Source organism: Glaesserella parasuis (assembly GCF_017352235.1).
GTDB classification, from domain to species: Bacteria; Pseudomonadota; Gammaproteobacteria; order Enterobacterales; family Pasteurellaceae; genus Glaesserella; species Glaesserella parasuis.
In genome coordinates, this window is sequence record NZ_CP071487.1 from 1035083 (window position 1) to 1047448 (window position 12366).

15 protein-coding genes are annotated in these 12366 nt (G+C 42.4%); all 15 read left to right on the plus strand.

Annotation, left to right across the window (positions count from 1 at the left end; translation table 11 throughout):
• Positions 1-3 precede the first annotated feature (3 nt).
• Positions 4-468 carry a phage virion morphogenesis protein gene (locus J1G47_RS05225; protein WP_207326672.1) on the plus strand — a complete coding sequence of 155 codons (465 nt, stop codon included), beginning with the start codon at positions 4-6 and terminating at the stop codon, positions 466-468.
• 239 nt (positions 469-707) lie between these two features.
• A complete protein-coding gene (locus J1G47_RS05230) occupies positions 708-1784 on the plus strand; it encodes a phage protease (RefSeq protein WP_207326671.1) in 1077 nt (358 codons plus the stop codon).
• Entirely contained in the window at positions 1784-2707 is a 924-nt protein-coding gene (locus J1G47_RS05235) for a Mu-like prophage major head subunit gpT family protein (RefSeq protein ID WP_016057771.1), read from the plus strand. Before J1G47_RS05230 ends, J1G47_RS05235 begins: the two co-directional genes overlap by 1 nt.
• Positions 2708-2762: 55 nt before the next feature.
• Positions 2763-3116, plus strand: coding sequence for a transcriptional regulator (locus tag J1G47_RS05240; protein ID WP_207326670.1), 354 nt, complete (start codon positions 2763-2765; stop codon positions 3114-3116).
• A gap of 2 nt (positions 3117-3118) precedes the next feature.
• Positions 3119-3595, plus strand: a complete 477-nt coding sequence (locus tag J1G47_RS05245) for a gp436 family protein (protein WP_016057773.1) — start codon at positions 3119-3121, stop codon at positions 3593-3595.
• Positions 3592-4239 (plus strand): DUF1834 family protein, encoded by a 648-nt coding sequence (locus J1G47_RS05250; RefSeq protein WP_207326669.1) that lies wholly within the window; start codon positions 3592-3594, stop codon positions 4237-4239. The genes J1G47_RS05245 and J1G47_RS05250 overlap by 4 nt, the downstream gene beginning before the upstream one ends.
• Complete coding sequence (locus tag J1G47_RS05255; protein WP_005711909.1) at positions 4229-4408, plus strand: DUF2635 domain-containing protein; 180 nt, start codon at positions 4229-4231, stop codon at positions 4406-4408. The genes J1G47_RS05250 and J1G47_RS05255 overlap by 11 nt, the downstream gene beginning before the upstream one ends.
• Positions 4409-4423: 15 nt before the next feature.
• Positions 4424-5833: a phage tail sheath subtilisin-like domain-containing protein gene (locus J1G47_RS05260; protein ID WP_005711907.1), complete on the plus strand. Its 1410-nt coding sequence runs from the start codon at positions 4424-4426 to the stop codon at positions 5831-5833.
• 9 nt (positions 5834-5842) lie between these two features.
• Positions 5843-6217 carry a phage tail protein gene (locus J1G47_RS05265; RefSeq protein WP_005711906.1) on the plus strand — a complete coding sequence of 125 codons (375 nt, stop codon included), beginning with the start codon at positions 5843-5845 and terminating at the stop codon, positions 6215-6217.
• A complete protein-coding gene (locus J1G47_RS05270) occupies positions 6217-6573 on the plus strand; it encodes a hypothetical protein (protein WP_005711904.1) in 357 nt (118 codons plus the stop codon). The genes J1G47_RS05265 and J1G47_RS05270 overlap by 1 nt, the downstream gene beginning before the upstream one ends.
• 29 nt (positions 6574-6602) lie before the next feature.
• Positions 6603-6797 carry a hypothetical protein gene (locus J1G47_RS05275; RefSeq protein WP_020997281.1) on the plus strand — a complete coding sequence of 65 codons (195 nt, stop codon included), beginning with the start codon at positions 6603-6605 and terminating at the stop codon, positions 6795-6797.
• Positions 6798-6842: 45 nt separating this feature from the next.
• Positions 6843-9206 carry a phage tail tape measure protein gene (locus tag J1G47_RS05280; protein WP_207326668.1) on the plus strand — a complete coding sequence of 788 codons (2364 nt, stop codon included), beginning with the start codon at positions 6843-6845 and terminating at the stop codon, positions 9204-9206.
• Positions 9207-10562 (plus strand): DNA circularization protein, encoded by a 1356-nt coding sequence (locus J1G47_RS05285; protein WP_207326667.1) that lies wholly within the window; start codon positions 9207-9209, stop codon positions 10560-10562.
• A 4-nt stretch (positions 10563-10566) separates the two neighbouring features.
• Positions 10567-11691 (plus strand): phage baseplate assembly protein, encoded by a 1125-nt coding sequence (locus J1G47_RS05290; protein WP_207326666.1) that lies wholly within the window; start codon positions 10567-10569, stop codon positions 11689-11691.
• Positions 11688-12338, plus strand: a complete 651-nt coding sequence (locus J1G47_RS05295) for a phage baseplate assembly protein V (RefSeq protein ID WP_207326665.1) — start codon at positions 11688-11690, stop codon at positions 12336-12338. Before J1G47_RS05290 ends, J1G47_RS05295 begins: the two co-directional genes overlap by 4 nt.
• Positions 12339-12366 lie beyond the last annotated feature (28 nt).

Genomic DNA, 12366 nt, shown 5'->3' on the forward strand with positions numbered 1-12366 from the left:
ACAATGCTTGAGTTAAAAATCAACAATGCCGATAAAATTCTTGCCATTTTAAACGAGATGGCAGAGGTTACTCGTCACCGTGAGCCATTAATGCGTGATATTGCAGGCACAATGCGAAAAGCGGTGCTTGACAATTTTGAAGCTGGTGGTCGTCCATCTTGGGCGGGAATACACCACCGTAGTGGCATACCTTTAAACGATTCGGGTAATTTAAAAGGGAGTATCCAACAGGTCTCTGATAATGATAAAGCGATTGTGGGAACAAATGAAGCCTATGCCGCTATTCATCAGTTCGGCGGCGTAATTACCCCTAAAAAAGGTAAATACCTTGTCTTTAAAATTGGTGATCGCTGGGTGATGACTGATAAAGTCGAAATTCCTGCCCGTCCGTTTTTAATGCTGACACCACAGGACGAGGAAGATATTTTGCAAGATGTTCAGGACTATTGGCAGTCGATTTTAAAATAATGTCTAAAATCCCCCTAAATCGCCCATAGTGGCGATTTTGTTTTTGTTGGTATGATTTATCGTCCGAAATTTTTTAAAACAATTTAAAACGGTTTTAAAACGTTTTAAAATGGGTTGTGTCTCTTTCGCTATACAAGCGGTCACTTTTTTTCAAAAATTTGCAAATTCCCTTTAGTGTGGAAGTTGTTCCTCGTTTTTCCTTTTCTCTTATCTCTTATTCTCTAGCCTCAATTTTTTGTATGAGGTGCGTTGTGGAACGTAAATTCAAACTTAATCCGATAGCTTGCAGTTTTGAGCTTGCCAAAGAGGTCAATGGGCGTATTCAGCTTTTTCCGTTTGGTTGGTTTCATCCGCAAGATGGACGTGAGGGGGCGTTTTATGTAGGAGATTCTAACGGCTATCAATTAGCAGATGAGATCAATCAGTTAGGCATTGAGCTGATGATTGATTATGAGCATCAAACTCTCTTTATTGCAGAAAATGGTAAAGGCAATCCTGCGGCAGGCTGGATTGTGAGAGCGGAATATATTTCAGGCGAAGGCTTGTTTGCTGATGTGCGTTGGACATCTAAGGCGGCTACTGAAATTAAAGATGGGGTTTATCGCTATATTTCACCGCTGTTCTTGGCAGATGCGTCGGGTACGGTGATTAAGGTGTTAAATGCGGCTTTAACCAACCGCCCTGCATTACACAATTTGGCGGAAGCGGTCGCAATGTCTGCTCAGTTTTCTCACTTTTTAGAACCTAACGAGGATAACTCCAAAATGAAAGAACTTTTGATTAAGTTGTTTGGCTTGTCAGCTCAAGCAACGGACGACGAAATTACAACTAAGCTGACGGCATTGTCGGCAGCGAAAGGCGACAGCCAAGTGGCATTAAGCGATGTATATGCAGAGCTTGCCAAAGAACAGGAGCAGGTGGTGGCTTTAACGGCGAAGGTAAACAATCCTGATCCTGCAGAATTTGTGGCGTTAAGCGATTTGCAAGCGGTGCAAACCGAACTTAACCAGTTAAAACAGCAAATTAACGATAAAGAACGTGATGCGTTAATTCAAACTGCATTATCTGATGGGCGTTTGTTGCCGGCTCAGAAAGCGTGGGCAGAAAAATTAGGTAAAGACAATCTGGTGGCATTATCAGATTATTTGGCAACGGTGTCGCCTAACCCTGCTCTTGCGGGGACGCAGTCGGGTGGCAAAGACCCGAACGAGCAGACGCAACAAGTAGCGTTGTCGGCTGCGGAAATGGCTGGGGCAAAAGCGTTAGGTTTAACCCCTGAAGAGTACGTTGAAAAATATAAAAAGGCAGGTGCGTAATGGATAAATTTAAAAAGTCAGAATTGTTAAATGCGTTAGATACGGCATTTAAAACAGAGTTTAAAGCAGGTTTAAGTCTAATTAAACCGCAGTGGGAAATGCTTGCAATGCGTATTGCATCATCAACTGCGACTAATACTTATGGTTGGTTAGGTGCATTCCCGAAAATGCGTGAATGGGTGGGTGAGCGTCAAATCCAGAAGATGCAAGCTCAAGGGATGACCATTGAGAACAAATTATTTGAATCGACGGTTGGTATTAAACGCACTGAAATCGAAGATGACCAAGTGGGATTATTTACGCCAGTGGTACAACAAGCAGGACAAAGTGCGGCGGAGTTACCTGATGATTTGGTGTTTGGGTTGCTTAAAAAAGGTAAATCTACCCTTTGTTATGACGGGCAGAACTTTTTTGACACTGACCACCCTGTTTATCCGAATGTGGACGGTACTGGCGTGGCGAAACAGCAAAGTAATGTCACCACTGGCTCAGCATCAGGCAAACCTGCATTTTATATTTTAGATGATACTAATGCGATTAAGCCGTTGATTTGGCAAGAACGCACTAAGCCTGAAATTGAAGCGAAGTTTGATCCGTCTAAATCCGACAAAGTCTTTATGGAAGATGTGTATTTGTGGGGTGTGCGTGCTCGTGGTAATGCTGGCTTTGGTTTCTGGCAACTGATTCACCGTGTGGAATCGTCTGACTTAACCGCTGATGTGGTGATGGATGTGTTGGCGAAGATGCGTATGTTAAAAGGCGATGGTGACAAGCTCTTGAATATCCGTCCAAGTGTGATCCTTGTTCCGCCGTCACTTGAGTACAAAGCCCGTCAGCTGTTTGAAGCCGATGTGATTAACGGCACCAGCAACCCGTTAAAAGGCGTGTTAAAAGTGGCTGTGAGCGCTCAAATTGTTGAGTAGTTATTGTGGGGTGGGGAACTTCCCACCCTTTATAAATCTTAAATCTGAGGTAAATATGGCTAAAAAAGCACAATCAAAAAAAGAAAAACTAACCGCTAAGTTAGAAAAAGGTGGTGCAGATGAAACCAAAGATACAACGGGGAACTCGTTACAGTCAGATTCTGCGGATTCAGCTAATGCAACAGATGAAAAAGTGGCAGATGCAAAAGCAGATGGTGCGGTAATTCAGCCGATTGCCTTTGAAATCACCTTAAAGGCGATTCACCCACAAGCAAGCTATGGGCGTTGCGGTTATCGCTTTACCAAAGATAAAGCAGTGGAAATTCCGTTTGATGCCTTAACGGGTGAGCAGATTATTGCACTTTCGCAAGATCCTTATCTTGAGCTTGTGCCAATTTGTGAGAAGTAGCGATGTATGCCGACATTAAAAGTGTGGTTTCTGCACTTGATGATAAAACATCACTCTATGCCGATGTTGAAGATTTTGTTGTCCGTATTGGTGAACGGGAATCAATAGAGCTAACTGATCGTGATGGGCTTGGCGTTGTTGATGAAGCCTTATTGGTTGTTGCTCTAAAAGATTCATCTAGTCAAATTGACGGTTATTTGAGTGGGCGTTATCGCTTGCCTTTGAGGGCTGTACCACAAAATCTGACACGCATTTGTTGTGATTTGGCTCGTTATCATCTGACCAGTAAATCATCGGTAACAATGACCGAAGAAGTCGAAAATCGCTATAAATTTTGCTTAAAAGAGCTTGAGAATATCTCAAAAGGGATTGTGTCACTTGGGCTTGAGGAATCCTCCGTTGAGGATATGGCAAATGGCGACAACAGCGTGCAGTTTTTTAATGGCGGTAATCGTATTTGGGGGAGAGACCAACGATGATTACTAAAATTGAGCAAGCATTGATTGAGCGGTTGCGACTTGGGCTTGGCAAGATGGTTTATTCCGTCGGGAGTTACTCTGGCGAAATTGACGATAGTCAGCTTGATGTACGCCGTTTGCCTGCTTGTTTGGTTTCTTACGCTGGCTCTGATTTTGATGCTCGTTCAGTCAATGCTAGGGGTAAGCGTTATCAAGCAACGGATACCTTTGTTGTGTTGGTAATGGCTCGCTCTATGCGTTCCGCCGTTGCGGGGCGTGTGGGTGGCGTAACATCTCAAGAAGTCGGCGTAAATCTGTTGCTTGGTGCGGTGAAGTATTTGCTGATTAATCAAACTTTAGGGGGATTGGTGTCACCTATCCAACCTAAGCGAATCCGTACCATTTGGAATAATGCGGAAGTGAAAAAAGAGAAAATCTCTGCTTTTGCGATTGAGTTTGAAATGAGCTACACCGAAAACGGCTTTTTAGAGGATGGGAGATTTCCAGAGGGAATAAGTGAGCTTGAACAGTTATTTAAGCAGTATCAGGGCAAACTTGATAAGCCATACCAAGAGCTAAATGGGTTGCATAATTGTATTTTTGAGTCAAATAACAACGCCACTACCTCAGTGACGGTAGTGAGGGAGGAAAAAGATGAAAATTAAAGTAAAAGCAATTAATGGGGTACGAGTGCCATTTGAGAACCACCCCCATAGCTATATCGAACACGAGCCGGTGGAAGTTGATAACTCAATATACTATCAGCGTCGTATCGCTGATGGTGATTTAATCTTAGTCACTGGTGTAGATAAACCTAAAAAAGAGAGTAAATAGGAGGGGGGAATTATTATGGTTGATTTTGACAAAATCCCGAACAGTATTCGTAAACCAGGAGTATATACCGAATACAATAATAAAGACGCTGTGACCACCTTGCCTACGAATGAGCAAGAAGTGTTGATCGTTGCTCCGATGACGGCTCAAGCAACAGGAAATTATAGCTTGCCTGTCAAAGTGTTTAGTGATACCGATGCTGAACAGGCATTTGGGGCTGGCTCTGTAGCTCATTTAATGGTGCGTCAGGCTATTAAGAATAATTCACTGATTCGCTTAACGGTTATTGGATTAAAAGACCATTCTGCAGGTGTTGCTGCGACAGGGCGTGTGACTTTTACAGGGTCTGCAAGCATTGCTGGTGTGGTGCGTGTTGTTATCGGTGGGGAGGCTTATGAAATTGCGGTGGCAAAAAATGAAGCGAATACTGCCATTGTCACTCGTTTGGTGGCTGTGATTAATGCCTCTCGTTATAGTCAAGTTGTTGCAAGTGCAGAAAGTGATGGCGTATTGCTATTGACTACCAAATGTAAAGGTGAAATTGGCAACGAATTGATGTTATCGGCTAAACACACCGCTGGGACTTTAAGTCTTGCTGTCACTGCATTTGGTGGAGGTCAGCGTAATGCCCAGATTGCACCAGCGTTAGCAAGTGTTGCAGGCAAGCATTACAACGTGATTATTTCGCCATTTTCAGATGAAGAAAATGCAACGGCACTACGCCAGCATTTGGAATTGATGAGCGATCCGATTGAGGATAAAGCAGGAATTGGTGTAATGGGTTGGCGTGGTACTTTTGCGACAGGAACAACGTTATCTTCTCGTTTAAATTCTGAACGTATCTCTATTGCGTGGTACAAGGGTTGTACGGAAACAAATGCGATGATTGCAGCAGGTTATGGGGCTGTGATTGCAGGTGAGGAAGATCCTGCGAAGCCTCTTAATACGCTTGAGGTCAAGGGGTTAAGTTTGGTAGACGATTCGCAGAAGCCGTTATTTAGTGAGGTAAACCAAGCCTTATTTAATGGGCTAAGTCCGCTTGAAGTTGTGGTGAATCGTGTTCAGATTAGCCGTGCTATTACGACTTATACAAAATCAGTGACGAATACCGACGATCCAAGTTATTTGGATTTAACCACTATTCGTACTTTAGATTATGTGCGTAAGGCAATCCAAACTCGTCAGCGTTTACGTTTCCCACGAGCTAAAAATACACAGCGTGTTATTCGCAAAGTGCGGTCGGAAATCCTTGATGTGCTTTATCGTATGGAGCAACTCGAAATCATCGAAAACGTCGACGAATGGAAATCTCGCTTGGTGATTGAGCGTAATGCCCAAGACCCAACGTATTTGGACTTGGATATTCCTGCAGATGTTGTAAATGGCTTGCACGTTATCCGCAATAAAATCACATTGTTATTATAGGAGTAGATTATGGCTGAAGTCTTTGAAGGTTCTTGTGTCCTTGAAGTTGATGGGGTTGAAATTGATATTACGAAGTTAGATGTCAAAATTCAAACAGGGCGTAAGGTCGTTAAAACAATGAATAGCGCTGGGCGAGCTAAGGGGTATGCTCAAGGTATTGAAGAGATCACGTTATCTATTACTGCGGTAGAACCTAAAGATGGTACGGTGATTGATTGGAAAAATATCAAAGATGCCAAACTTACCAAATACCCGTTAAATAATGCGGAAAAACGGACATCTTATTTGGGGTGCTTTACCATTGAAGTGGGTGCTTCCTATACGGTAGACAATGAATCGCAAATTGATATTCAACTAGGTGCGTTGCGTGAGGTTGTTGAGTAATGAAAGTTGAGCTTTTAGGGTTTGAGTATCAAGGGAAGGTTTTTAAACAGGCAAATGTGCGTTTACTTACAATGGGTGGGCAATGCACTGCCCTTGAGATGATTGATGCAATGGGCATTGACGAAGAAAATGCCAGCCATAAAGAGGCAATCTTAGTGGATATGGCTTATCTTTCTCAGCAGGTCAGTTTTGACGGTATTCCTGCAGAAATCGTTGATGCACAATTTTTATTTGAGCATTTAGCTACGGATGATTATTGGCAACTGCTTGAGGCAACATTGATGCTTAAAAAAAAGCCTATCGGAAATGGGGCGAGCCTAGACAACCTAAGCAACCGTCAGGACGGTTTGGCGTAGCGGAAGCCTTTAAACAATATCGCCAAGCGGTGATTTTGTTTGCGAAATTTGCAATTCCTGCTGATAAGGTGTGGCAAATGTCGCTGATTGAGTTGTCGGCTTGGATTGAGAGTTATTTGGAGTTTGAAGGCATAAAACAGCCTAAGCAAGCGACAGATAGCCCTAGCAATAATGTTAAACACGAAAGTTTTGTGTTTACTCGACGTGGAAAAATTGGGGCGTAAAGCCCCTTTTTTATAGGTTTAAATCCAATTTAAAAAGAGTTTACCATGGCTAAAGATATGAAAGTGCAACTTGAGCTAAGTGCAAAAGATAATGCAAGCCAAGTAATTAGTAAGGTCGGAAAAGAAGCAGAAAAAGCCTTTAAGGATGCAGAGCAAGCAGCGGTTCGTAGCAGTCAGACTCAAGTGAATGCAACAGAGAAAGTCGCTACGGCAACGCAATCATCAAATAAACGTATTGAGCAGGCTTACCGAGAAGCAAGAAAAAGTGCTGCAGATCTTGCAAGAGCGAGAGAAACGTTAGGTATTCGTTCAGAAAATGCGATACAGCAGGAAATTAGGCAAACCCGTGCAGCTTATGAGCAGTTGAAGCGGTCGGGCGTGGCCTCTCAAAATGAGTTACGTCGTGCCTCTGAGCAAACGAAACAACGTATCAAAGAGTTAAATGCGGAGCTTGGTAAGTCTAGTTTTGGAGATAAGGCTGCAAATGTTGGGCGTGGTTTGATGAGCGTTGGGGCTGGTGTTGCAGCTGGGGCGATGGTTATGCGAGAGCCTGCTCGTAATCAAATGAATTTTGATAAACGATTAGCAATGGTAGCAAATACAGCATATTCAGATCGTGATGTTCAAGGAAGAATTGCAGGAAAAGAAGAGCTATTTAGGGCGGTAGAAAAAGCTGTCACCGTAGGCGGTGGAACAAAAGAAGATGCTCTTAATTCCTTAGATACATTGTTGGCATCAGGGGCGATGTCCGCAGATACGGCAATGAACTTATTACCGACTTTGCAAAAAGCCGCCGTTGCAACAGGAGCAACGCCTGACGATATTGCAAAGATTGCTATTTCATCTATGCAACAAATGGGAATTGGTGAGCAAGATATTGGCAAAGTTTTAGATATGGCAGTTGCAGCAGGGCAGGCAGGACAATTCGAGCTTGCTGATATGGCTGCGTGGTTGCCACAACAAATGGCTGCAGGTAAACAGGCTGGTTTAAATGGTTTAGAGGGGTTTAAGCGTTTGCTGATTGCTAACCAACAAGCACGAGTGACTGCAGGCTCTAGTGATGAGGCTGGCAATAATTTAGTCAATTTGTTGGGCAAAATTACCGCTAAGGAAACCAATGATCGCTTTAAAAATTTGAAATATAAAGATCCAAAAACAGGCAAGGAAAAAGGGATTAATTTTGCAAAATCAATGGAACATTACAAAGGCAAAGGGCAAGACTCTCTACAAGCCTTTATGTCTATTATGGACGATGTTGTGGGAGGTGATAAGCAATATCAAGAGTTGCAGAATAAACTCAAAACAGCTAAAGGTGCAGAGCAAGCTAAATTATTTAAGGAATTAACCGATCTTGTCGAGGGGACTGCCATTGGTGAAATTATCTCAGACCGTCAGGCGTTGATGGCACTACTTGGGATTAAGAATAATGTTCAGCTAGGTCAAAAGGTCGATACAGAAGTTGAGAATAGTCAAGATGCTATAGAAAAATCTCACGCTGTAGTAAGAGATACAAATGCTCACAAGGTGGAAGCCTTAAAAAACAGTAATGAATTTGCCGAAATGAAAAATTTTGAGCAGGTAAATAATGTTTTGGGAGCATTGAGTGAACAGCTGGCTAAATATGCGAATGAGTACCCTAATTTAACTCAGTTTTTAGTGGGGGCAAAAGATGCGGTTTTTGTCTTTGGTGCTGCGTTAGCTGCATCTAGCTTATTAAATATGTTAAAAGGCAACCCGAAAGGATTTGGCAATTTGGCTAAGGAGATTTTTAAAACATCGACTAAAACTGTAGCTACAACAGCTACTACAGGGGCTGTTACAACGGGAGCGACAACGGCAGGCAAAATGGCAACAAGGGCGTTAGGTTTTGGTTCTTTAACTGGCGTAGGACTGGGCTTATACGCTGCGTCAGAAGGTTATGTGCCTTATATGGCAAGGCAAGAAGCCGAGAAAGAAAAGCGAGCGGAAGCAGAGAAAAAATTTAGAGCGCAACATAGTAGTAAGCCGTCAGTATTTACTTATGGGAATGCTGCAATGGGAGGTGTTAAGCCACAGCATAATTATCACGGTGCTTATGTGGTTGCAGAGCGTTTAAATGATAACAAGATTGCTCAGGAAAGGGGAAGGCAAGGGACTTTGTCTGAAGCGGAGATGAAATCTCGTTTGGAACGCAATCAAGCTATCATTGACGGTGAAATTCGCCCAAGCGTCGAAGCAACTACAGGGGCTTTATCAAATTACCAAGCAGACTTTCAGGCTTTTGGGCGGTCTATTTCTATGGCAATTGAGGCTGGGCTTACATCGCAGTCGCATACCTTGGCGAATAATATCACCCTCGAAGTCGATGGGCGTGTGTTGGCTGAATATGTGTCTAATGAGCAATTTAATTTTAATAAACGGGTGGCGTAGATGAGTGGTTGGACAATGCCTGTTCAACAGGCAAGTTTTAAAGGGGTGCAATTTGATGTTATTGCGGTTGATGAAATTTTTGACAAAGCCATTGCAGAACACGCTTATCCCTTTGTGAATGGGGCAGATTTAGAAGATATGGGGCTTAATCCCCAAACAATTAAGTTGCAAGCGGTCTGTTTTGGTGAGGGCTATTACACCGATTATAAAAAATTACTTAATGTGGTTCAGCAACGTGGGGCAGATGTGTTGGTTCACCCTATTCGTGGGCGGATCCCGAATATGATTTTGGTATCAGCAAATTTACGTCACGATGCCGAAAATGTGAATTATGTGGCGTTAGATTTGACGTTTAGGGAAGCAACTCCATTAAAACCGATTTTTGTATTTGAGCATAGTTTATTGGCGAAGATAGATCGTTATCTTAATCTTGTAGATAAGTTTATCGGCGATATGTTGGCGTGGTGGGTGAAAGGAATGGAGGTTGTAGCGTTTGCCCACAATGCTAAAAGTCGATTATTGTCGCAATGGAGTGCGATTTTTGGTTGTTTTGAGCAACTCAATGCCTTATTTGAATTAAACCAAAATGTAAATACTTTACCTGTCGGGGTTAGTAAGTCAGATTTTCAAAAGCAGGGGGTGCAGGCATTGCAACTTTTTTATGATGTGATTTTAGCTCAATCGAAAACACATCAATTTAATACTACGCTAGGGGTAAAAGCGGAATTTAATGAGCTAATGCGTGATATTGATAAGGTGTTAAATATCCCGCGTCTGTTAGTTACAGGACAACATCAACGAATTACCTCTGCATCTCAGTTTTTTGCAATGCAAAAAAATGGTCGGTCAGCGATAAAATCTCGTTTATCGGTAGATGATGTGAAAAATCTAAACTGTGCATTGCATTTAATTAGTTGTAACGTTTTGGCTAAGACGACTGCTAATATTATTGAAACCTACGCCGAAAATTTAACACCAACCGAAATTGAGTATGTCACTCAACAGACAAGACTTTTGATGTTGAAGACGCTTAATTTTGTGCGTGAATTACAACATCTTAAACGGACTGCAGAAAACGCTGCTGAACCTAATAATGGGCTTTATACCGCTTCTTATGTGTTGGCAGAAGGTTTACGAAATATGGCGAGTGAATTAATGCAGATAGCTGTCACGACGATTAATCAGAAACCGCCATTAATTGTGAAAGAAGTCGCTTTTAATGGGACTTTACAACAGGTTGCTCACGATTTTTATCGGGATTATCGTCGTAGTAGTGAGTTATTACGGCTTAATCCGCAAATCCGTCAGCCAAATTGGATCGAAGCAGGAACCCTATTAAATTGTTATTCGGAGTAAGACGATGATTGAAAATGAGGTTGTGGTTGAGATAGATGGCAAGCAACATAAAAATTGGAAAAGCTACAATATTGATAGTGATTTTTTAATTCCTGCGGATAGCTTTTCATTTGATTTAGGCAAATCCAGTGAAATGCAGGTATTGCCGAATTTTGCAGGTAAAACCGCCGTAGTCAAAATTAATGGTGAGACAGTCTTAACAGGTATTGTTGATAATACGCAACATCGGATCAGTAAGAGTGGGCGTTATTATGCCATTAATGGGCGAGATCGGGCTTCAATTTTATTGGATTGCTCCGCTCCTATTACGAATGTGAAAGGCTTAACAGTATTTGATGCGATTAAGAAAATTGTAGAGCCGTTGGGGATTAAACAGGTTGGGTTACGAGCAGAAAATAATCCTACTCTGGATAAAATTGATATTGATATTAGCGAAACAGCGTGGGAAGCAATTATGCGTTGTGCTAATTCTGCTGGGTTGCATTGTTGGTTTGAGTCTAATGGGACGTTAATTGTAGGTGGTGCAGATTATTCTACCCCACCAGTAGCAACCCTCTATGTTAGAGCCAATGATAGCAGTCGCAATAATTTTAATGAGGCAAGTTTGACCTTTGATGTGTCGCAAAGCTATTCGGAAGTGACGTTTTTAGGACAGAAGCACGGCCGTGATAGCGATAGTGCAAAACACGATTTTAAGTGGGTTTATAAAAATCCTGAGTTGCAGATTTATAAACCTAAAACAGTGGTGTTAAGTGATGTAGAAAATCTGGAAGCCCTTAAAAAACAAGCTAAAAAACAGATTAGTGATTGGCAGTTGGAAACCTTTGATTTAACTGTAACTGTCCCCGACCATAAAACTGCAAGCGGTCAGTTATGGCAAGCTGGGCAACGGGTTCACGTTATTTGTGAAGAGTATGAGATAGATGCGATTTTCTTTTTAATGGGACGGCGTTTTATGCTTTCTAGGGCAGGTGGCACGCAGACAGAGCTTCGATTTAAACAAGATGGCATTTGGACTCCTGATGCTTATAAGGCAAAAGCTGAACAAGCTCGTAAGCGTAAGGGGAGAAAAGGGAAAGGACGGAAAGCGGAAAAAGAGCTGGTCGGCTCGTGGGAGTTAGAAAAATGAGAAAATTAGCACAACAGGCAAGGCAACGTATTAACAATGCTCAAAATTCGGTACGTTCTGCTTTTAGGGGGGTGTTAAATTTAGTGAAAAGTACTCCGCAAATTCAACTTTCACAGGTGTCTGGCTTGGCAGATGAAACATTGCAAGATGTTGAGCTGATGCAACATTTTGGATTGACATCTGTTCCACCAGCAGGCACTCAAGCGGTTGTTATTCCGCTTGGGGGTAAAACCACACACGGCATTATTGTTGCGACTGAAAATGGCTCTTTTCGGGTAAAAGGCTTAAAAAATGGTGAAACGGCAATTTATGATGCCAGTGGCTCAACGATTATTTTAAAAAACGGCAGATTAATTGAAGTGGATTGTGATGTTTTTAAGGTTAAATGTAAAAGCTACGAGGTGGACGCAACAAGTGGGGCGAGTTTTAAAACACCTAAATTAGAAACAAATCAGGTCTTTACCGCTCAAGGACAAATTAATGGCAATGGTGGTATGGCTGTACAGGGCGGTGATGGTGCAAGTTTTAGCGGTGATGTTGTACAGTCAGGCGGTAGTTTTAGTACTGACGGCGATGTAACTGCGGGTAATACCTCCCTTAAAACCCACACCCATCAAAACGACGGCAGAGGGCAACCTGTGGCGTAATTCGTACAAGCGGTCTTATTTTGCAAAA

What these genes read in the sequence shown, in the direction of transcription:
- J1G47_RS05225 (WP_207326672.1), top strand. Translation starts at nt 4, where the DNA reads ATGCTTGAGTTAAAAATCAACAATGCCGATAAAATTCTTGCCATTTTA.
- J1G47_RS05230 (WP_207326671.1), top strand. Translation starts at nt 708, where the DNA reads ATGAGGTGCGTTGTGGAACGTAAATTCAAACTTAATCCGATAGCTTGC.
- J1G47_RS05235 (WP_016057771.1), top strand. Translation starts at nt 1,784, where the DNA reads ATGGATAAATTTAAAAAGTCAGAATTGTTAAATGCGTTAGATACGGCA.
- J1G47_RS05240 (WP_207326670.1), top strand. Translation starts at nt 2,763, where the DNA reads ATGGCTAAAAAAGCACAATCAAAAAAAGAAAAACTAACCGCTAAGTTA.
- J1G47_RS05245 (WP_016057773.1), top strand. Translation starts at nt 3,119, where the DNA reads ATGTATGCCGACATTAAAAGTGTGGTTTCTGCACTTGATGATAAAACA.
- J1G47_RS05250 (WP_207326669.1), top strand. Translation starts at nt 3,592, where the DNA reads ATGATTACTAAAATTGAGCAAGCATTGATTGAGCGGTTGCGACTTGGG.
- J1G47_RS05255 (WP_005711909.1), top strand. Translation starts at nt 4,229, where the DNA reads ATGAAAATTAAAGTAAAAGCAATTAATGGGGTACGAGTGCCATTTGAG.
- J1G47_RS05260 (WP_005711907.1), top strand. Translation starts at nt 4,424, where the DNA reads ATGGTTGATTTTGACAAAATCCCGAACAGTATTCGTAAACCAGGAGTA.
- J1G47_RS05265 (WP_005711906.1), top strand. Translation starts at nt 5,843, where the DNA reads ATGGCTGAAGTCTTTGAAGGTTCTTGTGTCCTTGAAGTTGATGGGGTT.
- J1G47_RS05270 (WP_005711904.1), top strand. Translation starts at nt 6,217, where the DNA reads ATGAAAGTTGAGCTTTTAGGGTTTGAGTATCAAGGGAAGGTTTTTAAA.
- J1G47_RS05280 (WP_207326668.1), top strand. Translation starts at nt 6,843, where the DNA reads ATGGCTAAAGATATGAAAGTGCAACTTGAGCTAAGTGCAAAAGATAAT.
- J1G47_RS05285 (WP_207326667.1), top strand. Translation starts at nt 9,207, where the DNA reads ATGAGTGGTTGGACAATGCCTGTTCAACAGGCAAGTTTTAAAGGGGTG.
- J1G47_RS05290 (WP_207326666.1), top strand. Translation starts at nt 10,567, where the DNA reads ATGATTGAAAATGAGGTTGTGGTTGAGATAGATGGCAAGCAACATAAA.
- J1G47_RS05295 (WP_207326665.1), top strand. Translation starts at nt 11,688, where the DNA reads ATGAGAAAATTAGCACAACAGGCAAGGCAACGTATTAACAATGCTCAA.